General features: G+C 64.4%; 31 protein-coding genes. 15 read left to right on the top strand and 16 right to left on the bottom strand.

The window, feature by feature from the left end; genetic code table 11:
* The first annotated feature begins 181 nt into the window (after positions 1-181).
* A complete protein-coding gene (locus tag JQ591_RS21050) occupies positions 182-520 on the top strand; it encodes a phasin family protein (protein ID WP_211397915.1) in 339 nt (112 codons plus the stop codon).
* Positions 521-595: 75 nt separating this feature from the next.
* Here the strand turns inward: JQ591_RS21050 and JQ591_RS21055 are convergent, their stop codons facing one another.
* Positions 596-1948 (bottom strand): TadE/TadG family type IV pilus assembly protein, encoded by a 1353-nt coding sequence (locus JQ591_RS21055; RefSeq protein ID WP_211397916.1) that lies wholly within the window; start codon positions 1946-1948, stop codon positions 596-598.
* Between the two features lie 487 nt (positions 1949-2435).
* On the opposite strand from JQ591_RS21055, the gene clpS reads away from it, so the two are divergent.
* Both clpS and clpA read left to right on the top strand, forming a co-directional pair.
* Complete coding sequence (gene clpS / locus JQ591_RS21060; protein ID WP_018455182.1) at positions 2436-2768, top strand: ATP-dependent Clp protease adapter ClpS; 333 nt, start codon at positions 2436-2438, stop codon at positions 2766-2768.
* Between the two features lie 290 nt (positions 2769-3058).
* Positions 3059-5464 (top strand): ATP-dependent Clp protease ATP-binding subunit ClpA, encoded by a 2406-nt coding sequence (gene clpA, locus JQ591_RS21065; RefSeq protein ID WP_211397917.1) that lies wholly within the window; start codon positions 3059-3061, stop codon positions 5462-5464.
* Between the two features lie 75 nt (positions 5465-5539).
* On the opposite strand, the gene JQ591_RS21070 is transcribed toward clpA, so the two are convergent.
* The 5 genes from JQ591_RS21070 to JQ591_RS21090 all read right to left on the bottom strand — a co-directional run bounded on the left by JQ591_RS21070 (position 5540) and on the right by JQ591_RS21090 (position 10078).
* On the bottom strand, positions 5540-6961 hold the full coding sequence (locus tag JQ591_RS21070) for an MFS transporter (RefSeq protein ID WP_211397918.1): 1422 nt from the start codon (positions 6959-6961) through the stop codon (positions 5540-5542).
* A gap of 78 nt (positions 6962-7039) precedes the next feature.
* On the bottom strand, positions 7040-7378 hold the full coding sequence (locus JQ591_RS21075) for a c-type cytochrome (protein ID WP_211397919.1): 339 nt from the start codon (positions 7376-7378) through the stop codon (positions 7040-7042).
* A gap of 266 nt (positions 7379-7644) precedes the next feature.
* Positions 7645-8670 (bottom strand): aldo/keto reductase, encoded by a 1026-nt coding sequence (locus JQ591_RS21080; RefSeq protein WP_211397920.1) that lies wholly within the window; start codon positions 8668-8670, stop codon positions 7645-7647.
* 116 nt (positions 8671-8786) lie between these two features.
* Positions 8787-9023, bottom strand: coding sequence for a hypothetical protein (locus JQ591_RS21085; protein WP_211397921.1), 237 nt, complete (start codon positions 9021-9023; stop codon positions 8787-8789).
* A gap of 98 nt (positions 9024-9121) precedes the next feature.
* Positions 9122-10078: a helix-turn-helix domain-containing protein gene (locus JQ591_RS21090; protein ID WP_211397922.1), complete on the bottom strand. Its 957-nt coding sequence runs from the start codon at positions 10076-10078 to the stop codon at positions 9122-9124.
* 197 nt (positions 10079-10275) lie between these two features.
* On the opposite strand from JQ591_RS21090, the gene JQ591_RS21095 reads away from it, so the two are divergent.
* Both JQ591_RS21095 and JQ591_RS21100 read left to right on the top strand, forming a co-directional pair.
* Positions 10276-11292: a carbon-nitrogen hydrolase family protein gene (locus JQ591_RS21095; protein ID WP_211397923.1), complete on the top strand. Its 1017-nt coding sequence runs from the start codon at positions 10276-10278 to the stop codon at positions 11290-11292.
* A gap of 27 nt (positions 11293-11319) precedes the next feature.
* Complete coding sequence (locus tag JQ591_RS21100) at positions 11320-12360, top strand: phenylacetaldoxime dehydratase family protein (protein ID WP_211397924.1); 1041 nt, start codon at positions 11320-11322, stop codon at positions 12358-12360.
* Between the two features lie 4 nt (positions 12361-12364).
* Here JQ591_RS21100 and JQ591_RS21105 read toward each other — a convergent pair whose 3' ends face one another.
* Positions 12365-13003 (bottom strand): HAD family hydrolase, encoded by a 639-nt coding sequence (locus JQ591_RS21105; RefSeq protein WP_211397925.1) that lies wholly within the window; start codon positions 13001-13003, stop codon positions 12365-12367.
* Between the two features lie 232 nt (positions 13004-13235).
* On the opposite strand from JQ591_RS21105, the gene JQ591_RS21110 reads away from it, so the two are divergent.
* Together JQ591_RS21110 and JQ591_RS21115 are read left to right on the top strand one after the other, a co-directional pair.
* Positions 13236-13532: a hypothetical protein gene (locus JQ591_RS21110; protein WP_211397926.1), complete on the top strand. Its 297-nt coding sequence runs from the start codon at positions 13236-13238 to the stop codon at positions 13530-13532.
* Positions 13533-13610: 78 nt separating this feature from the next.
* Positions 13611-13811 (top strand): hypothetical protein, encoded by a 201-nt coding sequence (locus JQ591_RS21115; RefSeq protein ID WP_211397927.1) that lies wholly within the window; start codon positions 13611-13613, stop codon positions 13809-13811.
* Between the two features lie 55 nt (positions 13812-13866).
* Here JQ591_RS21115 and JQ591_RS21120 read toward each other — a convergent pair whose 3' ends face one another.
* A complete protein-coding gene (locus JQ591_RS21120) occupies positions 13867-14919 on the bottom strand; it encodes a TRAP transporter substrate-binding protein (RefSeq protein ID WP_211397928.1) in 1053 nt (350 codons plus the stop codon).
* A 39-nt stretch (positions 14920-14958) separates the two neighbouring features.
* Between JQ591_RS21120 and JQ591_RS21125 the strand changes: the two genes are divergently transcribed.
* The 4 genes from JQ591_RS21125 (at position 14959) to tsaA (ending at position 17706) form a co-directional block, all read left to right on the top strand.
* Positions 14959-15978: a lytic transglycosylase domain-containing protein gene (locus JQ591_RS21125; protein ID WP_249137424.1), complete on the top strand. Its 1020-nt coding sequence runs from the start codon at positions 14959-14961 to the stop codon at positions 15976-15978.
* Positions 15979-16095: 117 nt separating this feature from the next.
* Positions 16096-16836, top strand: a complete 741-nt coding sequence (locus tag JQ591_RS21130; protein WP_211397929.1) for an AzlC family ABC transporter permease — start codon at positions 16096-16098, stop codon at positions 16834-16836.
* Positions 16833-17183, top strand: a complete 351-nt coding sequence (locus JQ591_RS21135) for an AzlD domain-containing protein (RefSeq protein ID WP_007603256.1) — start codon at positions 16833-16835, stop codon at positions 17181-17183. Before JQ591_RS21130 ends, JQ591_RS21135 begins: the two co-directional genes overlap by 4 nt.
* A 31-nt stretch (positions 17184-17214) precedes the next feature.
* On the top strand, positions 17215-17706 hold the full coding sequence (tsaA, locus tag JQ591_RS21140) for a tRNA (N6-threonylcarbamoyladenosine(37)-N6)-methyltransferase TrmO (RefSeq protein WP_211397930.1): 492 nt from the start codon (positions 17215-17217) through the stop codon (positions 17704-17706).
* A gap of 118 nt (positions 17707-17824) precedes the next feature.
* Here the strand turns inward: tsaA and JQ591_RS21145 are convergent, their stop codons facing one another.
* From JQ591_RS21145 to JQ591_RS21160, 4 genes are read right to left on the bottom strand one after another with little or no spacing between them, the layout of a single operon-like run.
* Positions 17825-18253: an HIT family protein gene (locus JQ591_RS21145; protein ID WP_211397931.1), complete on the bottom strand. Its 429-nt coding sequence runs from the start codon at positions 18251-18253 to the stop codon at positions 17825-17827.
* 52 nt (positions 18254-18305) lie between these two features.
* Complete coding sequence (locus tag JQ591_RS21150; protein WP_211397932.1) at positions 18306-19547, bottom strand: GNAT family N-acetyltransferase; 1242 nt, start codon at positions 19545-19547, stop codon at positions 18306-18308.
* Between the two features lie 54 nt (positions 19548-19601).
* Positions 19602-20348, bottom strand: coding sequence for a glycerophosphodiester phosphodiesterase (locus tag JQ591_RS21155; protein WP_211397933.1), 747 nt, complete (start codon positions 20346-20348; stop codon positions 19602-19604).
* A gap of 5 nt (positions 20349-20353) precedes the next feature.
* On the bottom strand, positions 20354-20821 hold the full coding sequence (locus tag JQ591_RS21160; RefSeq protein ID WP_007611287.1) for a RidA family protein: 468 nt from the start codon (positions 20819-20821) through the stop codon (positions 20354-20356).
* 244 nt (positions 20822-21065) lie between these two features.
* Between JQ591_RS21160 and JQ591_RS21165 the strand changes: the two genes are divergently transcribed.
* The 3 genes from JQ591_RS21165 to JQ591_RS21175 all read left to right on the top strand — a co-directional run bounded on the left by JQ591_RS21165 (position 21066) and on the right by JQ591_RS21175 (position 22971).
* Entirely contained in the window at positions 21066-21911 is an 846-nt protein-coding gene (locus JQ591_RS21165; RefSeq protein WP_211397934.1) for a cell envelope integrity EipB family protein, read from the top strand.
* 168 nt (positions 21912-22079) lie between these two features.
* Positions 22080-22481: a RidA family protein gene (locus JQ591_RS21170; RefSeq protein ID WP_211397935.1), complete on the top strand. Its 402-nt coding sequence runs from the start codon at positions 22080-22082 to the stop codon at positions 22479-22481.
* A 49-nt stretch (positions 22482-22530) separates the two neighbouring features.
* The gene (locus tag JQ591_RS21175) at positions 22531-22971 is read left to right on the top strand and encodes a MerR family transcriptional regulator (RefSeq protein WP_211397936.1); all 441 of its coding nucleotides are present in this window, start codon (positions 22531-22533) and stop codon (positions 22969-22971) included.
* Here JQ591_RS21175 and JQ591_RS21180 read toward each other — a convergent pair.
* Both JQ591_RS21180 and JQ591_RS21185 read right to left on the bottom strand, forming a co-directional pair.
* Entirely contained in the window at positions 22948-23358 is a 411-nt protein-coding gene (locus JQ591_RS21180; RefSeq protein WP_211397937.1) for a nuclear transport factor 2 family protein, read from the bottom strand. The genes JQ591_RS21175 and JQ591_RS21180 overlap by 24 nt on opposite strands.
* A 68-nt stretch (positions 23359-23426) precedes the next feature.
* Positions 23427-23834, bottom strand: a complete 408-nt coding sequence (locus JQ591_RS21185; RefSeq protein ID WP_211397938.1) for an ACT domain-containing protein — start codon at positions 23832-23834, stop codon at positions 23427-23429.
* Between the two features lie 197 nt (positions 23835-24031).
* Here JQ591_RS21185 and JQ591_RS21190 point away from each other — a divergent pair, with 197 nt between their 5' ends.
* Positions 24032-24187, top strand: a complete 156-nt coding sequence (locus tag JQ591_RS21190; RefSeq protein WP_211397939.1) for a hypothetical protein — start codon at positions 24032-24034, stop codon at positions 24185-24187.
* A 16-nt stretch (positions 24188-24203) separates the two neighbouring features.
* On the opposite strand, the gene JQ591_RS21195 is transcribed toward JQ591_RS21190, so the two are convergent.
* Together JQ591_RS21195 and JQ591_RS21200 are read right to left on the bottom strand one after the other, a co-directional pair.
* On the bottom strand, positions 24204-25493 hold the full coding sequence (locus tag JQ591_RS21195) for a DNA polymerase IV (RefSeq protein WP_211397940.1): 1290 nt from the start codon (positions 25491-25493) through the stop codon (positions 24204-24206).
* A complete protein-coding gene (locus JQ591_RS21200; protein WP_211397941.1) occupies positions 25490-25801 on the bottom strand; it encodes a DUF3572 domain-containing protein in 312 nt (103 codons plus the stop codon). The genes JQ591_RS21195 and JQ591_RS21200 overlap by 4 nt, the downstream gene beginning before the upstream one ends.
* Positions 25802-25999 lie beyond the last annotated feature (198 nt).

The following is a 25999-nucleotide window of genomic DNA, read 5'->3' on the forward strand; positions in this document are numbered from 1 at the left end:
AGGGCGCTGCGGTTTCCAAAAGCTTAAGGAACCATTGCGGGAAACCCCGGAAATCTCCGCGAATTTGCATGCATTTTTGTGCGACGCACAAGATTCTTGACTTTTTTGTGCGTTGCACTAATTGTGAGCAGAGTCAGGGAGCCGGGGCTTCCCGACGAGAGCTAGGGAAAAGGATTCCGAAATGTTCAAGGTTGAAGACTTTCAGAGCTACGGGAAAGAGCACTTCGAGCAGTACGTCGCCTCCGCGACCACGGTGCAGCACGGCCTCCAGGCGATCGCCAGCGCCTATGGCGACTACACCAAGAAGTCGTTCGAAGACACCAAGTCCTTCGTCGAGAAGCTTTCCGGCGTGAAGTCGCTGGACAAGGCCGTCGAAGCGCAGACCGATTTCGCCCGTTCCGCCTACGAGACCTTCGTCGCGGAATCGCAGAAGATCGCCGGCCTCTACAGCGACCTCGCCAAGCAGGCGTTCAAGCCGGTCGAGACCATCGTGTCGAAGTTCACGCCGGCCGCCAGCTAACGTTTCCTGGGCGTCCTGGAATCAAAGGCCCGGCTGAAGCAGCCGGGCTTTTTTTGTTTGTCGCGGGGGGCGGTCTCAGCGCGCCACGCGCAGCTTCGACAGCGACGTGCCGATGTCCTTGAACACCGAGACGGTCTGATCTGCCTTCGTCACCAGATAGAACTTGTCGGTGCCGCTCGCGCAATATTGCAGCACGCTGGAGGTTGGGTCGCTGCCGGTGTTCACCTGCACCGTATAGATCGTGATGTTGCTGGGCTGAGCCTTGGCGTTGTCGCACAGCTTCTTCTGCCGCGCGTCGATCTGCGAGGCGTTGCTGTACCAGCGGTTCTGCGTGTTCAGGCCGTCGGAAAGGATCACGATCGCGTCCTTGTAGGTGTAGTTGGTGTCCTTGGCCGGCGCATTCATGGGATCGCCGGTGGACAGCGTCATCCAGCCCCAGGCGAGGCCGATGCCCTGGTTGGTGTTACCGGTGGGCTTCATGTCGTCGATCCTGCTCTTGAGCGAGCTCCAGTCGTAGCTCAGCGGCATGATCGGCTGTAGATAGGACGAACTGCCGGTGTTGCAGTAGGAGTACTGTTCGGCCGGGAACAGCGTCCCCGCATTGCCGCTCGTGGGCGTCGTGTTCTTGGTGTCGTAATCCTGGTCGCGGTCGACCACGCACCCTGTCCAGGTGTCGTGGTTGGCCGGTGTCCACTTCCAATTGTTGCAGTTGTTGTTGCTGCCTGACGTGCAGCTCCAGCTGCCGTTGGCCGCGTCCCAATCGCTGAAATCGACCCAGTACTTGCTGTTGTTGCTGGCGCCGACGTTGACGTCCTTGGCAAACGGAACGATCGAGATGTAGACGTCGCCGCTGGTTTTGGCGAGCGCACTGAGCTGGTCGACCAGGCTCTTCGCTGCGGTCTGCATCGCCGCCATCTTGCCGTCCTTCACCATTGACCCCGTGTTGTCGAGCACCAAGGCGACGCGCATGCGCACCAGGCCCCAGGCGCTGGTGGAATCGGCGCCGACGTCGAGCGTCGGGAAGCCCGCGACCTTCATGAAGGTGGTCGTGTAGGTGCCGGTGCCTTTGACCTGGATCGTGGAGCCCATGCTGGTGCTTGCGGTGTAAGTGGCCGCGATGCTGACCGACGGCAGGGCGTTGGTGGCGGTGAACAGGGCGGTGAAATAAGCCTGCGCCTTGGTGCTGATCTGCGACGTCGTGATGGTGCCGGACGACAGATCCTTGGAGACCATCAGCGCCGTGGAATCGAGGGCCGCCTGCATCGCGGAACGAGCCTGGACCGCGCGGCTGTAATCGACCGCGGCTCCGACGAAGCTCAAAACCGGGAGCAGCGCGATGCCGAAGATCACGGCGATATTGCCTTGTTCGGCCGCTGCAAACCGGGCGAGGTGTCGACCAATATGGTTGACGAGGGGCAGGCGAGACATGACGATCCCCGAAATCTGTGACTTTGCCCGTTTTCGCGCCACGCCATTGAACGCAGGGTAAATTGGTCCGTAGAAAACCGGAGATAGCCCGCGCGAAACCGCCGCAGCCGCCTTCCGGGCCGGGTTCCTGGTCAACATCTTCTAAACGGGCGGGGCGGAAGTTTTTGTCAAATCGGTCCGGATTGATTAACCTTGGCAGGGATCGCCCGGACCCGGGAATCGGGACCGCCGTGGCCGCATCGGCCGAGCCGTCGCACGCTTGCGGCGAGCCGGGGGCAGGCCCATATTCGGTGAAGCCGATCCGGCTTGGGCCGGACCGGTTGGAAGCGGCGATCCAACAAGGCGGTGCGCCTGTGCGAAGCTCCGAAGGTCGGGGCTGCGCGGCGAACCGTCATACGCTTCCGTGGGGAATTTGAACGCCTGAGCCATGCCGCAACTGTCTTCCAGACCAGATCTGTCCGCGGCCACCGCCGCCCACGCTCCCCGGATGAGCAACGACGAGAACCGTTCCGGCGGTCCCTCTGCGCCAAACACGTCCGTCATCACCAAGGTCAAGCCGAAGACCAAGCGGCCGAATCTGTACCGTGTGCTGATCCTGAACGATGATTACACGCCGATGGAATTCGTCGTTCATGTGCTGGAGAAATTCTTCCAGAAGGACGCCGAGGCCGCGACCAAGATCATGCTGCACGTCCATCATCACGGGATCGGGGAGTGCGGCGTGTTCACCTACGAGATCGCCGAGACCAAGGTGACGCAGGTGATGGATTTCGCTCGCAAGCACCAGCATCCGCTGCAATGCGTGATGGAAAAGAAGTAGGACACGTTACGGCGCGTTCGAAGCCGGTTCTCGTGCATGTCGCAGTGTGATTGCCGCGTGATGTCTGCGCGCGATGTTCGTTGCAGACGGCAAAACTACGGAATTCCGGACCGGTGCCGATCGCGCCCAAGTCGGAACGGGTTTTGCATCGAAAAATACCGCAGCTGTGCAGCCGCCTGAGTCGCGGAACCGGTCTTTCGCCGCGATTTTGTATAACTATATGTGACAAAGGTTGTTGTTGCCTGACCGGGCGATGACGATCATGATGGTGGGGGCCATAGAGGACGCGAATGCCGACTTTTTCCCAAAGCCTTGAACAATCCCTGCATCGTGCACTGGCGATCGCAAACGAGCGTCATCACCAATACGCGACGCTCGAGCATCTTTTGCTCTCCCTGATCGACGACTCCGATGCAGCCGCCGTCATGCGCGCCTGTAGCGTCGACCTCGACAAGCTCCGTGCGAGCCTCGTCAATTATCTTGAGACCGAATTCGAGAACCTGGTGACGGACGGCGCCGACGACGCCAAGCCGACTGCAGGCTTCCAGCGCGTGATCCAGCGCGCGGTGATCCACGTGCAGTCGTCCGGCCGCGAAGAGGTGACCGGCGCCAACGTGCTGATCGCGATCTTCGCCGAGCGCGAGAGTCATGCCGCGTATTTCCTGCAGGAGCAGGACATGACGCGCTACGACGCCGTCAACTATATCAGCCATGGCATCGCCAAGCGGCCGGGCGTCTCCGAGGCGCGGCCGGTGCGCGGTGTCGACGAGGAGACCGAGACCAAGGGCAGCGAGGACGCCAAGAAGAAGGGCGAGGCGCTGGAGACCTATTGCGTCAACCTCAACAAGAAGGCGCGCGACGGCAAGATCGATCCGGTGATCGGACGCAATTCCGAGATCAACCGCGCGATCCAGGTGCTGTGCCGCCGGCAGAAGAACAATCCGCTGTTCGTGGGCGAGGCCGGCGTCGGCAAGACCGCGATCGCGGAGGGCCTTGCCAAGCGCATTGTCGACAGCGAGGTGCCGGAGGTGCTGGCGGCTGCGACCGTGTTCTCGCTCGACATGGGCACGCTGCTCGCCGGCACGCGCTATCGCGGCGACTTCGAGGAACGCCTGAAGCAGGTGCTGAAGGAGCTCGAGGCGCATCCCAACGCCATCCTGTTCATCGACGAGATCCACACCGTGATCGGTGCGGGCGCGACGTCGGGCGGGGCGATGGATGCCTCGAACCTGCTCAAGCCCGCGCTCGCTTCCGGCACCATCCGCTGCATGGGCTCGACCACCTACAAGGAATACCGCCAGCACTTCGAGAAGGACCGCGCGCTGGTGCGGCGCTTCCAGAAGATCGACGTCAACGAGCCGACGGTCGAGGACGCGATCGCGATCCTCAAGGGCCTCAAGCCGTATTTCGAAGACTACCACCGGCTGAAATACACCAATGAGGCGATCGAGGCCGCGGTGCAGCTCTCTTCGCGCTACATCCACGACCGCAAGCTGCCGGACAAGGCGATCGACGTGATCGACGAATCCGGCGCGGCGCAGATGCTGGTCGCCGAGAACAAGCGCAAGAAGACCATTGGCATCAAGGAAATCGAGACCACGATCGCCTCGATGGCGCGGATCCCGCCGAAGAGCGTGTCGAAGGACGATGCCGAGGTGCTCAAGCATCTCGAGCAGACCCTGAAGCGCACCGTGTTCGGCCAGGACAAGGCGATCGAGTCGCTCGCCGCTTCGATCAAGCTGGCGCGAGCCGGCCTTCGCGAGCCGGAGAAGCCGATCGGCTGCTATTTGTTCTCGGGTCCGACTGGCGTCGGCAAGACCGAGGTCGCAAAGCAGCTCGCGGCATCGCTCGGCGTCGAGCTGTTGCGCTTCGACATGTCCGAATACATGGAGCGCCACACCGTGTCGCGCCTGATCGGCGCACCTCCCGGTTATGTCGGCTTCGATCAGGGCGGCCTGCTCACCGATGGCGTCGACCAGCATCCGCATTGCGTGGTGCTGCTCGACGAGATCGAGAAGGCGCATCCCGATCTCTATAACGTCCTGCTCCAGATCATGGATCACGGCCGGCTCACCGACCACAACGGCAAGCAGGTCAACTTCCGCAACGTGATCCTGATCATGACCACGAATGCAGGCGCGTCCGATCTCGCCAAGCAGGCGTTCGGCTTCACGCGCTCGAAGCGGGAAGGCGACGACCACGAGGCGATCAACCGGCAGTTCGCGCCGGAATTCCGCAACCGTCTCGATGCCGTCGTGTCGTTCGGCCATCTCAGTGTCGAGGTGATCGGTACGGTGGTCGAGAAGTTCGTGCTTCAGCTCGAAGCGCAACTCGGCGATCGCGACGTCACCATCGAGCTGTCCGAGCCCGCCAAGACCTGGCTGGTGCAGCATGGTTACGACGAGCAGATGGGTGCACGTCCCATGGCTCGCGTGATCCAGGAGCACATCAAGAAGCCACTGGCCGACGAGGTGCTGTTCGGCAAGCTCAAGAGTGGCGGCCATGTCCGCGTCGTTCTGGTCAAGGACGAGGCCGACGAGACCAAGGACAAGATCGGCTTCGAGTTCGTCGAGGGCCCGGTCACGCCGAAGCAGGAGAAGCTCCCGGGTGCCCGCAAGCGTCCGCCGGGCAAGTCGAAGCCGGGCGGCCCCGGCGGCTCGAAGGGCCCGACCAAGAGCCCGCTGGTCAAGGCTTGATCTGCACGCGATGAATTGAAAAGGCCGGCTGAAGAGCCGGCCTTTTTGTTTGTCCACCATCATGCCCGTCAGGCATCAATCGCCGCGCAGGCGCTGATCGTCTTGCACGCGAACCTGCTCGGCGCCGCGCGCGCCCGCGGGCGACAGCCGCAACATGCTCAGCGCCGCGCCGCAGAGCGCGAAGCCGACGCCGGTCAGCAACGCGATCCTCGTTCCCTCGATCGGATAGCGGCCGAGGAACAGCGCGACCAGCGCCGCGCCGGTGGTCTGGCCGAGCAGCCGCGCCGTGCCCAGCATGCCGCTGGCGCCGCCGGCGCGCTCGCGCGGGGCGGCCGCGATCATGGTGCGGTTGTTGGGGGTCTGGAACAGGCCGAAGCCGGCGCCGGCCAGCGCCATCCGCCAGATCACGTCGAGCGGCGTCGGGGCCGCCGGCAGGAGGGCGAGCGCGCCGAGCCCGCAGGCGAACAGCGTGAGGCCGATGCCGCCGAGCAGGCCTGCCGGATAGCGCTCGACCAGGCGGCCGGCGAGGGGGGCCGCGAACGCCACTGCGATCGGCCACGGCGTGATCAAGAGGCCCATATGCACCGCCGAATAGCCGAAGCGGCTCTGGAGGTAGAACGGGATCGCGACGAAGGCCAGCATCTGCCCGCAGAACGAGGCGATCGAGGTCGCGATCGACAGCGCGAACACCGGGATGCGCAACAGGTCGACCGGCAGCAGCGGCGAGGCCATGTGGGTCTCGCGGTAGATCAGCAGCGCGCCGGCGACGAGAGCGACGGCGAACTGGATGAGGCAGGTGAGCGCTGCCTCGCCGTGACCGACGCTGTCGATCGCTGCGATGCCGACGCCGAAGGTGATCGCGGACAGCCCCGCGCTCTGCCAGTCGAAGGAATGGCTCGCGGGCTTGGTGTGCGGCAGGCTGCGCAGGCCCACTACCAGTGTCACCACGCCGAGCGGGACGTTGATGGCGAACAGCCAGGGCCAGCTTCCAACCGCGAGGATGCCGGCGGCGAGCGTCGGGCCGACCGCGGCCGAGAAGGCGACCACGAGGGCGTTGAGCCCGATGCCGCGGCCGAGCTGGCTGCGCGGGTAGGTGAAGCGCACCAGCGCCGAATTGACGCTCATGATGCCGGCCGCGCCAAAGCCCTGGATGATGCGCGCGATCGTCAGTAGCGGCAGCGTATGCGCCAGCGCGCAGAAGGCCGACGCGAGCGTGAACAGCACCAGCCCCACCAGGTAGACGCGGCGGTAGCCGACGATCTCGCCGAGCGAAGCCAGCGGCAGCAGCGAGATCGTGATCGCGAGCTGGTAGCCGTTGACGATCCAGATCGAGAACGCCGGGCTCGCGTCGAGGTCGGCCGCGATCGTCGGCAGCGCGACGTTGGCGATGGCGCTGTCGACCACGGCCATGATGATGCCGAGCGCAATGGTCAGGACCGCCTGGTTGCGCTGTGGCTGCGGCAGGCCGTCGGCGTGCACGATCGTGGTTGACGACATGGTAAACGTGTTCGGTTGAGGCGCGGTTGCTCGTCCGCAACTTGATCCGACCCGGGATGGTTCCAGCAAGGCCGATGGCTATTTCGGCTTCTGCGGCTCCTGAATCGCCCTGAGATAGTTTACCACGGCCTCGGCGTCGTCGCGGCCGAATCGAAACGTCGGCATGAAGCGGTGAATGCTGCTGTAGCCGTCCTGAAGGCGCTGCATGAAATCGGGATCGTAGAGCTTGTTCTCGCCGAGGCGGCGAAACGGGGGCGCCACCTTGTTCGGGCTCGTGCCGGTCCGGCCGACTGCGTGGCACCGCGAGCACATCCGCTGCAACAGTGCTTCAGCGTGCCGCTGCTCGAGTTCTATGGCTTGACCATTGGCGCTCCATAGCACGCCAACGGCCAGCAACGCCGGCGTGAACCTCTTCATCGCGCATTCCCCGTCACTACCAGCGCGAGTTTGCTTTGCCCCAGACGTAGATTGCGATCAAGACGATCGTTACCGCCGTCGAGAGGATCAGGATGCGACGATCCGAATCGGTCCTCTCTCTCACCCCTTCTGAAGGTGAGAGCCGTGAACAGAGCCTTCATGGCAAATCGGCGCATCGGAGGCCTCGCGAGGGCCGTACGATGCCATGGTCGCTGCGGGTCGGCTTGATACAGCTCAAGGCGCGATTCGCGGTCCAGCTGGGCGCCCTACACCGCAGGCGGATTGCGGTCTGTGAAGGTCGTGCGCTGGTGCCAGTAGGGATAGGGCAGCGTCACCTTGCTCGCGGCATCGAGCTTCGCGACCTGGTCCTTGGTCAATGACCAGCCGACCGCGCCGAGATTTTCGCGCAGCTGCGTCTCGTTGCGTGCGCCGATGATCAGCGTCGAGACGGTCGGACGCTGCAGCAGCCAGTTCAGCGCGATCTGCGAGACGCTCTTGCCCGTTTCCCTGGCGACCTCGTCGATCGCATCGACGACGCGATAGACGTGCTCGTCCGGCACTGGCGGGCCGAACTCGGCCGTCTTGGGCAGGCGGCTCAATTCGGGCTTTGGCTGGCCGCGGCGGATCTTTCCGGTGAGGCGTCCCCATCCGAGCGGCGACCAGACCACGGCCCCTAACCCCTGGTCGAGGCCGAGCGGCATCAGCTCCCATTCGTAGTCGCGCCCGATCAGTGAATAGTAGGTCTGGTTGGCGACGTAGCGCGGGAAGCCGTGCTTGTCGGCAACGCCAAGCGACTTCATCAGGTGCCAGCCGGAAAAGTTCGAGACGCCGACGTAGCGAATCTTGCCGGCGCGCACGAGCACGTCGAGGGTCGCCAGCACCTCTTCAGGCGGGGTGAAGGCGTCGAAGCCGTGGAGCTGGAACAGATCGATGTAATCCGTACCAAGCCGGCTCAGCGAAGCATCAACGGCCGCGAGCAGATGCTGCCGTGACGATCCGATGTCGTTGGCGCCGTCGCCGAAGCGGAACGTCGCCTTGGTCGAGACCAGCACCTTGTCGCGGCGGCCCTTGATGGCCTCGCCGAGAACGCGCTCGGATTCGCCGAGCGAATAGACGTTCGCGGTGTCGAACATCGACACGCCGGCATCGAGGCAGATATCCAGAAGGCGCCGCGCTTCGGTCGCGTCAGTCGTGCCCCACGCAGCGAGGCGGCCAACACCGCCGAAGGTGCCGGTTCCAAGACTCAAGGCGGGCACCATGAGGCCTGAGCGGCCCAAGCGGCGGTATTCCATCGATATGCTCCTCGGCTGGCCGTTGATCGATCTCTGCGACCTCTGTGCCGGATGGTAGTGCAAGCGTGCGCCGTGTCCTACCACGCGCTCACATACCGGCCTTGCTTGGAAACGGCCTAGTCGTGCAGACGCATGTCATCGAATGCAGCGTCAGTCACGCGCGGGACGGCCGCCGTCGCCGGAAGCCGAGCCGCGCTCCTCGTTGCAGGTGAGGGAAGGCAGGCGGCCTCGTCATCGCGCGCCTGCCGCGGCAGGAGCGTCAGGCCCCAGCCCACCGCGACCAGCACCGCGAGCCGGATCGCGATCACGCCCAGCAAGAGCTCCGATCCGCTTATCGTGGCGTTGGTTCTCATGTGCGGAGCCTGATCCCGGCGGCAGCACCTGACAATCTGGAATTCACGAGCATTGCCTTCGTCTGAAGCGAAGGCTCGAGCCAATGGCTGCCGGGACGTCAATGCCGCAACTGGCTCTGCCGGAAGTCGCGCGGCGACATCCCGAAATGCTCACGGAAGACGCGGCCGAAATGCGAGAGGTCGTTGAAGCCCCAGGCGAAGGCGATCTCGCTGATGTGGCGGTGGGCGAGCACGGGGGAGGCGAAGTCGCGCCTGCATTGAGCGAGGCGCTCACCGAGGACGTAGCGCTGGAACGAGGTGTCCTGGTCGGCGAGGAGATCGTTGACGTAGCGGGACGAGATGCCGAGCGCCGCTGCGGTCTCGGACAGCGAGAGGTCGGGATCGGCAAGATGAGCCCGGATATGCGCCTTCAACCGGTAGAGCAGGGCGGAGCGATGGGTCGAGGACGGCAGCGGCGTCTTGCCCAGCCGCTCACCCAGAGCCATCGCGAGCACATCGACGGCCTGTTCCGACAGGGCGGCGGCGTGGTGCGGATCGATCTGATCCGCGCTCTGGCAAAGCCGATAGATGAAATCGTAGGCGATCCTCTGCAGCGGCGAGTCCGGTCCGAAAGAGCTGGCGGTAAGGGCTTCGGTCGCGCCGAGCCGGCGCTGCAGCATCTCGCGCGGCACCTTGAAGATGGTTTGCGTGAAGATGCCGTCGAATTTCAGCTCGTAGGGACGGGTGGTGTCATAGAGCGCAAACTCTCCCGGATGCACCACGGCCTCGCGGCCGTCCTGCACCACGCCGCCGGCGCCGCGATTGCCGAGCGCGATCAGGATGAAATCCTGATCCGAGCGCGCGATGCGCGAGGGCGTGCGCAACACATGCTGACGGTCGGAGCAGACTTCGGAGCATTCCGCCTTGCCCAGCGGCGCCCGGGTGACCGAGCCGCGAAAGGCGCTGCCAAGATCGGACTTGCAGTCGAGCCCGACGAAGACGTCGCAGACGATATCCTGCCAGAGCGCAAGGCGGCGGTGGCCGGGGCTGTCGTCCGTGGTGAACTGGATTGGCATCTGCAAAGCCTCCCTTTCACATCCCGCAAAATCGCATGTTGGCGCAGGTCCCGCCTGACCGGAGGCAAATCCCGTACCGGCTCGGCGATCCCGTCCGGTCGAGTTTTTGTTCCGCCGCGGTCGAGCGCCCGCCGCCCGGCTTGGCCAAATAGACTGCATCGGACCTGGCTTCCGATCAACCGGCAAGGGAGGCGGCAATGGGCATCGAACATCCGAAATACAAGGTCGCCGTGGTGCAGGCGGCGCCTGCCTGGCTCGATCTCGACGCCTCGATCGACAAGTCAATCGCCCTGATCAGGGACGCCGCCGAGAAGGGCGCCAAGCTGATCGCCTTTCCGGAAGCCTTCATCCCGGGCTACCCTTGGCACATCTGGATGGATTCGCCGGCCTGGGCGATCGGCCGCGGCTTCGTGCAGCGCTATTTCGACAATTCGCTGTCCTATGACAGTCCGCAGGCAGAGCGGCTGCGCGACGCTGTACGCAAGGCCAAGCTCACTGCCGTGCTCGGCCTGTCCGAGCGCGACGGCGGCAGTCTCTATCTGGCGCAATGGCTGATCGGGCCGGACGGCGAGACCATCGCAAAGCGCCGCAAGCTGCGGCCGACCCATGCCGAGCGCACGGTCTATGGCGAGGGCGACGGCAGCGATCTTGCCGTGCACGCCCGGCCCGACATCGGTCGCATCGGCGCGCTGTGTTGCTGGGAGCATCTCCAGCCGCTGTCGAAATACGCCATGTATGCCCAGAACGAGCAGGTCCATGTCGCGGCCTGGCCGAGCTTTTCGCTCTACGATCCCTTCGCGCCGGCGCTCGGCGCCGAGGTCAACAACGCCGCTTCGCGCGTCTACGCGGTCGAGGGCTCCTGCTTCGTGCTCGCCCCTTGCGCAACGGTCTCGCAAGCGATGATCGACGAGCTCTGTGATCGGCCGGACAAGCACGCGCTGTTGCATGCCGGCGGTGGCTTCGCCGCGATCTACGGCCCCGACGGCAGCCAGATTGGCGACAAGCTCGCGCCGGACCAGGAGGGTCTCTTGATCGCCGAGATCGATCTTGGCGCCATCGGTGTCGCCAAGAACGCCGCCGATCCAGCCGGGCATTATTCGCGCCCCGACGTGACGCGGCTCCTGCTCAACAAGAAGCGATATCAGCGCGTCGAGCAGTTTGCGCTGCCGGTCGACACCGTCGAGCTCACGGACATTGCCGCGGCGGCGAGCTGATCGCCGGAATCAAGGGGAGGCACGATCATGGAATCCGCAATTCCTCTGCATCTCGAGACTCCGCGCACGCGCCACAAGCGCGTGCCGGATGATTACCAGCCGCCATACCCGTCCTTCGTGGCGCGCTATAAGCCTGCCGTGAACCGCGTCGTGATGGCCTATTTCGGCCTGCAATATCGCGGTACGGCGCCGCCGGCTGCGACCGACGCGCTCGCTGAAATCGCGGTGCGGTTTGCCGCGGAAGGCGGGCCCTCGCATTGGGACCGCGCCCGCTACTTCGATCAGGCCGGCTACGAGAACGTCGTCTCGGTGGCCTATTGGGACGACATCGCGCGGTTCGACCAATGGTTTGCACCGGCGCGCGAGGCCTGGACCGGCACGCAGCGCGAGGGCATCGGCACTTTCATCGAGGTGCTGCGTCCCAGGGTGGCGCGGCACGAGACGCTGTTTTCCTCGCTCGGCCGGCCCGAGGGCGTTGCGGCGATTGCGCAGGGCATGAGCGGCGAGGTGCAGGAGCACGCCTATTGGGGTGGCATGCGCGACCGTATCCCGCTGTCGCAGACCGATCCGATGTCGCCGGGCGGCAATCCCGAGCTGATCCGCGACGGCGCGCGGCTGCGCGTGCAGGCGCACGACAATCTCTGCCTGATCCGATCAGGCCAGGATTGGAGCGATACCGAGGCGTCGGAGCGAAAGCTCTATCTCGACGACGTTGAACCGGTATTGCGCGAGGGCATGGATTTCCTGCGCGATGACGGCCTCGGCATCGGCTGCTACGCCAACCGCTACATGCGCGTGCTTGCAGCCGACGGGGACGCGAGCGAAAAGTCCTACGGTCAAAGCTGGTGGAGGAGCCTGGCTGCGCTGGAGCGGTGGGCGGAATCGCATCCGACCCACGTCAAGATATTCGGTGCCGCGATGAAGTACCTGTCGACGCTCGGCCCCTCGGCAAAACTGCGGCTCTATCACGAGGTCACCGTGGCGGCTGCCGACGAGCAGTTCTTCGAATACCTGAATTGTCACGCCAGTACCGGCATGCTGGCGGCGGTGGAGACCGTCGGCGCTTGACAGGCTAGATCACGCAGTGACCGAGCAGCTCGGGATGCGCGGCGCAGATGTGATGCGCGCCGGCGTCCCGCAGTTCGGCCTCGCTGCCATAGCCATAGAGCACGCCGATCGCTGTCATGCCGTTGGTGCGGGCGCCGACCACATCATGGCTGCGGTCGCCGATCATGATTGCGCTGGCCGGATCGACCTTGGCTTCGTCGAGCGCGTAGCGCAGCAGGTCGCGCTTGTCGACGCGGGTGCCGTCGAGCTCGGAGCCGAACACGCGCTCGAAATACGGTTTCAGGCCGAAATGCTCGACGATGCGGGTGGCGTAGACCGCGGGCTTGCTGGTCGCCACGAACATGCGCGGTGTTGTCGCGGCAAGCGTTGTCAGCGTGTCCATGATGCCGGCATAGGCTTCATTCTCGAACAGGCCGACATCGCTGAAGCGCTCGCGATAGAGCAGCAGCGCCCGGTCGGCGAGTTCCGCGCTGCCCGTGAGCTTTTGCAGGCTGGGATGCAGCGGCGGGCCGATGCACCAGGTCAGCTCGTCCTCGCTCGGGACCGGCTGGTTGAGCCGCTCCAGGGCGTACTGGATGGAGCGTGTGATCCCGGGCTTCGGGTTGGTCAGCGTGCCGTCGAGATCGAAATAAATTGTAACCATGTTGCCGCGCCTGTGTTGATACCGCCCTCTATTGCTTGACCTAAACGAGGCCGCGGGCCAAGGCAAACGCGCAACCATTGTCACGCCGAAAATGGCCTTCTTGATACCGCGTATCCCTTAAAGCTCGCTATTCTCGGGAGGGAAGCGTAGAGTCGTGGCATCACCGCCTTCCATTGGCATCGACCGGTGACTGAGGGTCACCAGCGCTCCCGCCGACTAAGCAGGAGCGTGCATGACTCGATTTCGTCTGGTCGACTGGATCCGCCGGAGAGCGCTTCTTGTCGCATTGATGCTTGGCACATTGATACTTGGCACACTGCCGCAAGGCGCTGTCGCGGCGGGACCGGACTGCCGCGCGATCGAAAGCACGAGCGGACGTCTCGCCTGCTACGATGCTGCGTTTCCGCCGCAGGAGAAAAAGCCCTCTGCCGCGGAGAACGATGCGTCCCGTGGCGCCTACAAGGACCCGTTCGTTGCGGAAGAGGCCAGAACCGCAGCGAAGCTGAAGAACATCTGCCGCGGCTGTTGAGGGTGGCTCGCTCGCCGTGTTCTCTTTGATGGGCGAGTCCGGACGGGAGATCGAGACAATTATTTCAGGAGAGGCCGGATGAGTGAGCGACTTGAAACTCTGAAGAAGGCCCGTGATCGCATGATCGAGGACAGGGACGCGCATGCGAAAGTGCTGGCCGCTCCCTTTGTGCGCGACACGGCCGAGCGAGCGCGCAACAAGTTCATCGAGATCCAGGCGCTGATCGATGCCCTCGACAGCGCCATCCGGGGCGAGATCCCGGTTCCGGTCGAAAACTAGGGCGGTAAGCAGCGACGCCAGCGGAGCGTTCATCACAGCTGCCGCTACCACTCCCTCATTGCTGTCTCGCCCATTCGACGATTGCGGTCGCCTCCGCGCCCGCCTGGGTTTCCCAGACGGCGATCGTGTCCGTTGCTGCCTTCCGCAGCTCCGTGACAAGGAACGCAGGCGCCGGCTCGACGATACGGACGCCGTTGTCGCGCATGCGCGCATAATTCTCGATGGTGCGGTGGGTCAATAGCGCGAGCTGGCTTTGCTCTGTCTCGGCTGCCGCGGCCAGCACCTCGCGCTGCACTGGCTCGGACAGTTCGGCAAAGGCGTCGCTGCGGACGAAGGCGATCGAGATTGGCATCGCGTAGTTGATGGCCGTGAAATGCGGCAGGAAGTCCCACAACTTGCGCCCTGCGCCGCCGTCGCCGGAGGTGAGGAAGGCATTCAGCCGGTGCTCCTTCAGTCCGGCGAGCGCCGCGTCCATCGGCAGGAATTGCGCGTTCGCGCCGGCCGCGCGCATGACCTTGGTGGAATTTGCGTCGTAGGTCCGCAAGTTCAGTTTTGGCAGGTCGTCGGCACTGCCGAGCGACCGTTCCGACCAGAGGCCCGTGGCCGGCCAGATCGTCACATAGAGCAGCTTGAGGCCGCGCGCCGCGAGCGCCTTCTCATAGAGCGGGCGCGCCCGCAAATTGCTGGCGCGGGCGACGTCGACCGATTGCACGAGAAAGGGCAGGGTGGACAATCCGAGCACTGGGTCGAGGCCCGAGAGCGCACCCGCGAAGGCATCGCCGCCCGCAATCCGGCCGTCCAGCGCCGCGCGCGGCATCTCGCCTGAGTTGATCTTGAGCGCGTTGTCGAAGGCGTTCGTCACGGTCACGGAACCGTGGGTGCGCTCGGAGACGCGGCTGGCGAAGGTCGCAAGACCGATCCCGGAAATGTTATTTTCGGGATATTCCGTGGTCATCCGCCAAATGACTTGAGACGCGACCTGAGACGTGACTTGAGACGTCACCTGCGCGGCGGCTGGCGCGACGCTCAGGATGAGTGCGGCGAGGGCAAGGGTCGCGCGGATCCGTTTGGCGGGGTAGCGCATTGGGAGAAGCAGGTCAGGCAGCATATATTGGCAACTCGTCAAACCATGGCACGATGCCACAACATGGCAGATCACTTTGTCGCATGTCGCGCCCGCGTACGCCACCGCTGTGCCTGCACGAGATGGGGGCACATTGCGGCGTGCATCATCACCGCGCTGCTCGTCTCGGCGACACAGGTCGCAGCGTGGGACAGCTCGCCCGCAAAGACCGGTGTTGCCGTCCCCAGCGTCGAGGAGCTCGCGGTGCCGCCGGAGAAGCCCGATGCGCGCGAGAGCGACACGCGGGAATCGATCTGCCTGATTGTCGAGGCCGCGGCGCGCGATGCCAATCTGCCGCTGGAGTTCTTCGCCCGCGTGATCTGGCAGGAGAGCCGCTTCCAGGCTGATGCGGTGGGGCCTATGACGCGCAGCGGCGAACACGCGCAAGGGATCGCGCAGTTCATGCCGGGCACCGCGAGCGAGCGCGGGCTGCTCAATCCCTTCAATCCGGTGCAGGCGCTGCCGAAGTCGGCGGAATTTCTGAACGAGCTGCGCAACCAGTTCGGCAATCTCGGCCTGGCCGCCGCCGCCTACAATGCCGGGCCGCGCCGGGTGCAGGAGTGGCTCGCCGGCACCGGCCCGATGCCGGACCAGACACGCAATTACGTTCTTGCCATTACAGGCGCTACAGTCGATGCCTGGGCCAAGGCAGGCGCGACCGGCAAGGGGCCGCCGAGCGCGCCACCGACCAGTTGCCGCGATCTGATGGCGCTTTTGAAGCGCGCGCCGAATGCCTTCGTCGCCGAGCTCGAGCAGCATGTGGAGCTTGCGGCTGCAAGGATCTGGGGCGTGCAGCTCGCCGCCGGCTTCGACCGCAACCGGGCGCTGGCGATGTATTCGCGGGCGGTCACGCGGCTGAGCGCCGTGATCGGCGAACGTGATCCGAGCCTGCTCAGCTCGGTGATGCGCAGCCGCGGCACGCGCGCGTTCTACCAGGTGCGCATCGGCGCCGATACGCGGAGCGAGGCGGATGAACTCTGCGGTCGCATCCGCAAGGCTGGCGGGGCGTGCTTCGTGCTGAAGAACCGCGGCGTGAGCGGGTAGGGGACGTACCCCGGAATGACAGCCACGCGTGCATGCCAGCCCCGCCGCGCGCTTTCTTGACGCCAGCCGCCGTATTGCCCGTTATGCAGGCACGATTCCTCACCGTTCAAGACTCCCGTGGCGCTTCCTCCGCTCGATTCACCTCAATGGCAAAGTCCTTGGCGCGCCTTTGCGTGGGGGCTGCGCTCGATCACGCAGACGATCCTCACCGTCGTGCTGTTCGTGACCTATCTCGGCATCGGAGCGCTCGCCCACGACAGCCATTTCAGCCTGCTCTGGGCGCTCTGCTCGACGCTGTTCGTCTGGGCGGGTCCGGCGCAGATCATCCTGATCACCACGCTTGGCTCCGGCGCGACAATCATCCAGTCCGCGATCGCGGTCACCGTCAGTGCGATCCGCCTGTTTCCGATGGTGGTCTCGGTGCTGCCGCTGATGCGTACGCCGGCGACCAAGCGGCGCGAGCTGTTCTTCGCGGCGCATCTCACGGCCGTGACGCTGTGGGTCGAATGCCATCGCTTCCTGCCGCAGGTGCCACGCGAGCGGCGCATCGCCTTCGTCAACGGACTTGGCTTTGGTCTGGTCTCGGTGTGCCTCACCGCCAACACGGTCGGCTATTTCCTTGCCGCGAATCTGACGCAGACGCTTGGAGCGGCGATCTTGCTGCTGACGCCGCTGTCCTTCCTGTTCTCGACCGCGCGCAACAGCCGTGAGGTCGCCGATGTCGTCGCGCTCGCGCTGGGCATATTGCTGTATCCACTGGCCGCGAAGATGAACTCCGGCCTCGACATCCTCGTCAGCGGCCTCGTAGCGGGCACGATTGCCTACGGCGTGCATTGGTGGCGGGAGGTGCGCGCATGAGCTTTGCGCAGCTCATTGGCGACTGGCACGCGCTGGCGGTGCTGTTCGTCGCCGGCGTCGTTCCTAACCAGATATGGCGGATGCTGGGCCTGTGGTTCGGCGGCGGCATCGACGAGGGCTCCGAGCTTCTGGTCTGGGTACGGGCGGTCGCCACTGCGATCCTGGCCGGCGTCATCGCCCAGATCGTGGTCGAGCCGCCTGGGGCGCTTGCGAGCGTGCCGGATGCCCTGCGGTATGGTGCGGTCGGCGCCGGTCTCGTCGTCTTCCTGCTGACCCGCCGTTCGATCTTCGCAGGCGTGGTCGCGGGCGAAGTCTTCATGCTGGCCGGCAAGTGGTGGTTGGGCTAAAACCGCCAGCGAACAGCAGGGAATTGGAAATATGGTTCGCGAAAACGAACTCCGCGAGGGTGAAGTCTCCATCGAGCTGCCAGCGACGCAGGATGCCGGCCTCGTCTTCATCGGCCGCATCCGCACGCCCTGGACCTCGCGGATGGAGACCCCGCGACAGGGCCGGACAGACGGCCCGATATGCCGTCTCGAGATCTTCGAGCCGTTCGTGCCGGCGATCAAGGGCGTCGACTTCTACAGCAATCTCGAAGTGCTCTACTGGCTCGACAAGTCGCGCCGCGACATCATCCTGCAGAGCCCGAAGAACAACGAGAAGACCCGCGGCACGTTTTCGCTGCGCTCGCCGGTGCGCCCCAATCCCATCGGCACGTCAATCGTGAAGCTCGTCGGCATCGAGGGCAACGCGATTCTGGTGCGCGGGCTCGATTGCCTCGACAACACGCCGCTGATCGACATCAAACCAGATCGTTGCGAGTTCACGCCACTGGCCGCGCCGCAAGCTGGGGATTTCCAGACGGAGTGAGGGGCACTCCGCTCCAACCCCGTCATTGCGAGGAGCTCTTGCGACGAAGCAATCCAGACTGCCGTTGCGGAAAGAATCTGGATTGCTTCGCTTCGCTCGCAATGATGAGCAGAGAGATCTACCCCGCCTTCAACGCTGCGATCAGCTTGGTCGCGTTCTCTTCCAGCACCTTGACGTCTTCCTTGCGGCTGGCGGGCGGCAGCATCGCCACGCCCTCGTGGCGCGGCATCACGTGCATGTGGAGATGAAACACCACCTGTCCGCCGGCCGCCTCGTTGAACTGCTGCACGGTAATGCCGTCGGCCTTGAACGCCGTCATCGCTGCGGCAGCGATCTTGTGCGCGCCGCGGGCGACATGGGCGTAGTCGTCCGGCTTGATGTCGAGGATGTTGCGGGCAGGGGCTTTTGGAATCACCAGCGTATGGCCCGGTACCCGCGGCATGATGTCGAGGAAGGCGAGCACGTGCTCATCCTCGTAAACCTTGTGGCAGGAGAATTCGCCGCGCAGGATTTTTGCGAAGATGTTGTTGGTGTCGTAGGCGGTCATGGCGGCGGCTCCCTGGAATTTTGCGCTTACTGTCACCAGCCGCGGCGAACCGTCAAGGCGCCTCGTCGGCGCCTTTGCGGAACGGGCCGAGCTCGGCCAGCTCCCGTCCGGCTTCCGCAACATAGGCGCGCTCGCGCTTGAGGTAATCGTCGATGGCGCGGCGCAAGCCCGGATCGGCGATGAAGTGAGCGGAGTGGGTGGTCCGCGGCAGGTAGCCGCGCGCGATCTTGTGCTCGCCCTGCGCGCCGGCCTCGACATTCCCCAGGCCGTGTTTGATCGCAAAGTCGATCGCCTGATAATAGCAGACCTCGAAATGCAGGAAGGGATGATGCTCGACCGCGCCCCAGTTGCGGCCGAACAGCGTGTCCGAGCCGATGAAGTTGATGGCGCCCGCGATCCAGCGGTCGTTGCGGCGGGCCATCACCAGCAGCACGTCATCGCTCATGGTCTCGCCGATCAGCGAGAAGAATTCGCGGGTGAGGTACGGCCGCCCCCATTTGCGCGACCCGGTCTCCATGTAGAACATGAAAAACGCATCCCAGGCATCCTCGGTAATGTCCTTGCCCGTGAGGCAGTGGATGGTGACCCCGGCTGCCAGCGCATCGCGCCGCTCGCGCTTGATCGACTTGCGATGGCGCGAATTCAGCGTCGCCAGGAAATCGTCGAAACTCGCAAAGCCCTCGTTGTGCCAGTGGAACTGCTGGTCGGTGCGCTGGAGGAAGCCGTGCTCGGCGAGCAGCTTCCACTCCGCCTCGCGCGCGAAGGTGACGTGCACGGAGGAGGCCTTGCTGACGCCGCACAGCGCCACCAGCCCGCTCGCCAGCGCCTCCGTGATGCGCTCGTGGTCAACGCCGTCGCGGACCAGCAGCCGCGGTCCCGTGGCCGGCGTGAAGGGAACCGAAACCTGCAGCTTCGGATAATAACGCCCGCCGGCGCGCTCATAGGCATCCGCCCAGCCGCGGTCGAAGACATATTCGCCTTGCGAGTGCGATTTCAGATAGCAGGGCACGACGCCGGCGACGCGGCCGTCGACCTTGGCTACGAGATGCCGCGGCCCCCAGCCGGTACGGATTGTTGCCGAACCCGATTTCTCAATCGCGGACAGAAATGCGTGGGAGACGAAGGGGTTATAGGCAGGCCTTGAGAGGTCGAGGGAATCGCCTGGAAGCCCGGATGAGGTTCCCTTGCCACGCCCGTTGCACTTGCCGCCGGGATTGGCGCAGGCGTCCCAGTCGTCCGGCGATACTTGGCCAATGGAAGGTACGGCCTCAAGGGTGATTTCGGATGGTGCCATCGTGCCCAAGATCGTGCATTGCAGCAGCGACTTCAAGAGTGGGGAACATCAAGCCTACGGCACGAAGCCCTCGAAGATCATCTGATCCGCATATTGCCCGACCCTCGTCCGCTGCTCGGTCGTACGCACGGTCCAGCCGAGCAGAGCGCAGCCGAACACATTGCGGGCGATCCAGGGCGCCGGGGCCGGGAGGTGGTCGACCTTGAAGGCGACGAAATGCGGCTGGGTCTGGAAGCCGTGACGCAGGTGCAGCATGCTGTCGCGCTGCTGCTGGGTCAGGTAAGCCCAGTATTCGTCCTCATAGCTCCGCTGCGCGACGATGCCACGCGGGCGGGAGGGCAACAGCTCGCGCAGCGCCAGCACCTGGTCGGGATCGAAGGACATGCCGACCGCAGGTCCCTGATAGGACGCCAGCACCTCGGCCATCCGCTTCACCAGCTTGCGGTCGCCGTCAAAATGGCTCTTCACCTCGATGACCAGAGGCACGCGGCCGGCCACCATGCTGCAGAGGTCGCCGAGCGACATCATCCGCTCGGTCGTGTCCTTGAACGTGACGGCCTTCAGCTCGGCGGCAGTCTTCTCGACCAGCTGGCCGGTGGCTTCGGTCAGGCGGCCCAGCGCATGGTCGTGATGCACCATGGCCTCGCCGTCGGCGGAGAGCTGGATGTCGACCTCGATCGAGAAATTGCCCGCAATCGCAGCCTCTACCGCGCCCGGCATGTTCTCGACGATGCCGCGGGAAATGTCATGCAGGCCGCGATGGGCGACCGGGCGGGCTGTCAGCCAATCAGGAGCGCGCATTCGCCTCAGGCGACCTCGAACACGCCTTCGACCTCGACCGCCGCATCCGCGGGCAGCGAGGCGACGCCGACGGTGGTGCGGGCATGACGGCCCTTGTCACCGAAGGCGGCGACCATCAGGTCGGAGGCGCCGTTGAGGACCTTCGGCCCGTCCAGGAAGTCCGGCGCCGAGTTGATGAAGCCGCCGAGGCGCACCACGCGCACGACCTTGTCGAGGTCGCCGAGCGCTGCCTTGACCTGGGCCAGCAGGTTGACGGCGCAGCCGCGGGCGGCCGCGGCGCCGTCTTCGATGGTCACGCCGGCGCCAAGCTTGCCCTTGGCGATCAGCTTGCCGGCTGGATCGAAGCAAACCTGGCCGGAGACGAACAGCAGATTACCGGTGCGCACGAACGGCACGTAATTGGCCACGGGGGTGGGGGCCTCGTGCAGCTTGATGCCTTGTTCCGCCAGCTTCTGCTCGACCGTGCCCGCCATGTCCGACCTCGTTGTCCAAAAATCCATCCGCCCGGGCGCATCCGTTGCAGGCCGGGCGCGCCCTGTTTCGCCCATCGTGCCGCCACATGCAAGCAGCCCCAAGGGACTGCATGCGGGTGCATTTTGTTGAGGCAGGGCAGGAGGTTCAACGCGAGGGCCGCAACTTTACGTGAAACGGCCTCAGTTGCGACGCAATGGAACGGTCATTAAAATGTCGAATCTGCGCTTTCCTCAGGAACCAGACATGCTGCACCTTTTCCGGACTTCGCTCGGTGTGACGGTGCTCGCGGCGGCCGCTCTCGGCCCCGGAGGCGGCGCGGTGGCCGCCAACGGTCCGTTCCTCGCGCATCAGGCGCTCTATGATTTGAGCCTGGTGAAATCGCGCTCCAATTCGATCAACAGCGCGCGCGGCCGCATCCTCTACAATTTCACTGGAAGTTCGTGCGAGGGCTACACCTCCGAATTCCGCCAGGTCTCCGAGCTCGACAGCGGCGAGGGCAAGGTCACGCTCAGCGACCTCCGCTCCAATTCCTGGGAAGACGCCGCCGGCAAAAGCTACCGCTTCAAGATCGAGACGCGGATGAACGAGGCGGATGCCGGCCGGGTCGACGGCTCGGCGGAGCGCGACGGCGACCACATCAACGTCAAGCTGAAGCTGCCGGCGCCGAAGAGTTTCACGCTCGACGGCAAGATCGTGTTTCCGACCGAACAGATCCAGCGCATCATTGCCGCCGCAAAGGACGGCAAGTCGCTGCTCGAGCTCTCCGTCTATGACGGCTCCGACGACGGCCAGAAGGTCTACAACACGCTGACCGTGATCGGCCAGCCGATCCCCGCCGAGCGCGCCGGCTCCCCCGATCCCTCAACGTCCGACGAGCACATGAAGTCGCTCAAGCGCTGGCCCGTCACCGTCAGCTATTTCGACCGCGAAGCCCAGCAGAAGGAAGGCGAGCAGACGCCGGTCTACGCGATGGCATTCGAGCTCTACGAGAACGGCGTCTCGCGCCAGCTTGTGCTCGATTACAACGATTTTGTGATTTCGGGCGCGATGGGCAAGTTCGACGCGAAGGACAGCAAGCCCTGCAATTGAGGGTTTTCTTTCCTTCGTCATTGCGAGCGAAGCGAAGCAATCCAGAACTCCTCCGCGGAAAAATTCTGGATTGCTTCGTCGCAAGCGCTCCTTGCAATGACGGGGCTGGCCCTCCGCTCCCTCTCCAGCTACGCTCCCTCCCAACCACAAACATACGGGAGGCTAGTCATGCCCAAGCTCGATCATCTCCGCCCCAGCGGCCTGCATCACAACCCCGCTTATTCGCACGTCGTCACCGCCACGGGGGCGCGGACGATCTACATCTCCGGCCAGGTGTCGGTGGACGAGGAGGGGCGGATCGTCGGCGAGGGCGACATCGCCGCGCAGACCACGCAGGTGATGCAAAATCTCGGGCACGCGCTGAAGGCAGCCGGCGCGAGCTACGCCAACATCGTGAAGATCACGACCTTCGTCGTGAACTACAAGCCGGAGCTGCGCCCGATCATCGGCAAGGCCCGCTCGGTCTTCTTCGAAGGCATGGAGCCGCCGGCCTCTACCCTCGTCGGCGTCTCGGCGCTCGCCGCGCCGGAATGGATGATCGAGATCGAGGCGGTGGCGGTCGCGGATTGAGGCGACCTCGCAGGATGTTGCGAGGCGGTTTCGAACGAGAGGGAAGACCATGTCGCGGGAGCTTCGCATCGGAGAGGTCGCCAGCCGAACCGGCCGCAGTATTCACACCATCCGTTGGTATGAAGCTCAGGGCTTGATCCCCGGCGTTATCAGGGATCGCGGTGGACGGCGCGTCTACAGCGATTTTCACGTTAGCTGGTTGGATCTAATGGAGCGCCTGCGCGGCACCGGCATGTCGGTCAAGCAGATGCGCGAATATGCGGCGCTTGCGAAACGAGGCGAAGCAGCGCTGAACGAGCGTCACGCGCTGCTCGCAGCCCACCAGCAGCGCGTGCAGGACAACATCCACCGTTGGTCGCAGGCTTTGGCGCTGATCGAAGCCAAGGTCGAATTCTATGAGGAGTGGATCGTCAGTGGGGAAAGACCCGCCGTGTCGCCGTATGGACGTCTCAAGGCTGCGCCCGCCTCATTGGCTGCCGGGCGGCCTTAGCACCCTCTCGACCAATGCCGTGTCCATGTACTCGGTCAGCTCGCGCAGTTTTCCGTCCGCCATGCGAATGACGAAGCAGTAGGTGTTGGCGTAGAGTTCGCCGGCAAGCGTCGTCGCATTGCCCCGGCACTCGGCGACGACGTAATCGCCTTCAGCAATGATGCGGGATGCCGTGAGGCTGGTGGGAGCGGTGAATTGTCGGTGGAGAGGCTGCATCAGGCGCTCTAGCACGTCGGCCTTGCCGACATACTCGCCGGACCATGCTGTCGAGCCGGTGATCCGCCAAACGAAGTCATCTGTCATCGCGGCGATGAACGGGCTGGGGTCGCGCCGTGCGCGCGCATCCATGATGTCCTGAATGAGCGCCTTGTTGTCGGTCACTGTCATGGGCTGTCTCCTTGAATCGAGGCCAGCCATCTCCATACAGGCTAGAGCATACTCTAGATCAAGTTCAATCAACCCTGTTTCTGTCTGAACCTGTCATGCAAGAGAGCCATCGCTTCATCGGCCCTGTCGGCAGGTACGAAAAGATGATCGTGGTGGAAGGCCGAAACCGCATTCACGCTGATGCCGGCTTCGGCCAAGCGAGCAGTGATCGCTGCGAGAAAGCCCACCGCTTCCAGCGAGGAGTGAACCGTCAGGGTGATCAGGCTAGAGGCGAACGCGTAGCGTAGTCCCACGCGTTCGGCCTCTTCGCGCCGGATCACGAGCGTCGTCCCTTCGTGCTCGCGGAATGTCAGCAGCGGATTGACGGCTGCGGGAATGGGCTCGTTGGGCGGGATCGTGCAGAATACGAAGGCGCCTGGCTGCATCTCCGGCTTCATGTCCCTCAACAGCGCGTTGAGATCGCGTTCGCCTGTCACCGTGTCAGCCTCCCGGCGCGTAAAGTGAGTGAGCCCTTGCGGAACCCGTCAGCACCGCAAACTGACGGGGCCTCGCCAACATACCTTTGTCTATATCCTCTATCCCTTCTCATGCGCTGCTCTTACGCTCGTACAATTGATCGAGGACGGTGGCTTCTTACACATTGAGCAAACTCGGATCACTGCGAGGAGGCTCAATGAACGTCATCATTCGAAAGCTTAACGGCTTGTGGCACCTCATCATCGGGTCCTGTCAAATCCGAACTCCGTTCCTGGAGACCCAGGACCGGCAGCTGGTCGTTCAGTACGCCCGACGCAACTATCCGGGCGCCAGGATCTTCGAACGCGACTGATTTCAGCCGGGCTAAATCACTCCTGCGCCTTTTCCGGCCCCTCATACGCGATGCCGCGGATCACTGCGGCGCTGCCGAACTTCTTGCGCAAGCTGTCGACCGCGCGCTCGGCGTGGGCGGCGCGGCGGTCGAGCATGTCGGTGTCGTCGGCGACTGAGCCCTCGCGCAGCGCGCTGACGCCGGCGCCCATCAGGCGGAAGGCGGTGCCGTCGATCTCTTTCGCCAGCATCTCGCGGCAGATCGAGAAGATCTTTGCGGCAAGCTGCGTCGGGGCCGCGATCGACTGCGAGCGCGTGCGCTGGCGGAAATCGGCGGTCTTCAGCTTCAGCGTGACGGTCGAGCCGGCGAGCTCGCTGCTCTTGAGGCGAGACGACGTCTTCTCGCAGAGCCGCCACAGGATCTTCTCCAGCGTCGCGAAGTCCCGGATGTCGGTCTCGAACGTCGTCTCGCTCGAAATCGTCTTGGCGCCCCGATCAGGCTCGACGCGGCGGTCGTCGATGCCGCGCGCGAGCCGCCACAGCCTGCGGCCGTCGCTCGGAAACTGCCGCATCATCTCGATCTCGTCGGCCTTCTGCAGGTCGGCGATGATGCGGAAGCCGCGTTGCACCAGACGCTCCTGGGTCGCGGGCCCGACGCCGAAGATGAAGCCGACCGGCTTCTCCGCCAGCATCGAACGCGCTTCCTCCTGGTCGAGCGCGGCAAACCCGCGCGGCTTGTCGAGGTCGGAGGCGATCTTGGCCAGGAACTTGTTGCAGGAGAGGCCGACCGAGACGCTGATGCCGATGTCGCGCTCGATGTTGCGTGCGAACCGCGCCAGCACCTTGGCCGGGATCATGCCGTGCACCCGTTCGGTGCCGGACAGATCGAGGAAAGCCTCGTCGATCGAGAGCGGCTCGACCAGCGGCGACAGCGCCTGCATGGCCTGGCGCACCTCGCGCCCGACCCGGACATATTTCGCCATGTCCGGCGGGATCACGGCCGCATGCGGGCAGGCTTCCAATGCCTTGTACATCGGCATCGCCGAGCGCACGCCGTAGGTGCGCGCGATGTAGCAGGCGGCCGACACCACGCCGCGCTTGCCCCCGCCGATGATGACAGGCTTGTCGGCGATGTCAGGGTTGTCGCGCTTCTCGACGGTCGCGTAGAAGGCGTCGCAGTCGATATGGGCGATGGTCAGGCTCGCCAGCGCGCGGTGGCGGACGAGGCGAGGGGAACCGCAAGCCCCGCAGCGCCTTACACCCATGTCCAGATCGGCCAGACAATCCCGGCAGAAGCAGCGGGGCCCGGCCGTCTCCAGGGAGGTCACGGCACGTCGCGCTCCCAATTGGGGTCGCCGAGCGCGTCGCCGAGGACCTGCCGCGCTGCGGCAACGTTGGTCGGATGCAGTTCCGCGGACGAGGCAAAGGCCTTCACGGTGGCATCATCGCGCATCACGAAGTCGAGTACGCTGAGCAGGAAATTCGGGTCCGAGGCCGCATTCCGGAGCGTCTCCGGTCCGACCCCTGTCTCAGCCAGGAACAGGCCCAGCCGCTCGGGATCGCCGGCAACGAAGGACAGCGCCTGAATCGCAACGATTTCAGCGACTTCGCGAGGGTTGTGAACAGGCTTTTTCAAGGGGGCGGTTTGCCTTTCCGTTAACTTTCGGTGTCTACTTTGAAACCATCATGCCCGAGTCTCAAGACCGCCGACAAGCAAGTGGAAACCACATCGCAGAAAGTCGGCCCTCGGGTTTAACGAAACTGGAGCAAATCTGAGGCTAGTTTGAATCCAGTTTTCGAAGCGCCGGCGAGCGGCGCCTGAGGCGTCACATGT

Origin of the sequence: Bradyrhizobium canariense (assembly GCF_018130465.1) — a bacterium.
Lineage (GTDB): Bacteria > Pseudomonadota > Alphaproteobacteria > Rhizobiales > Xanthobacteraceae > Bradyrhizobium > Bradyrhizobium canariense_C.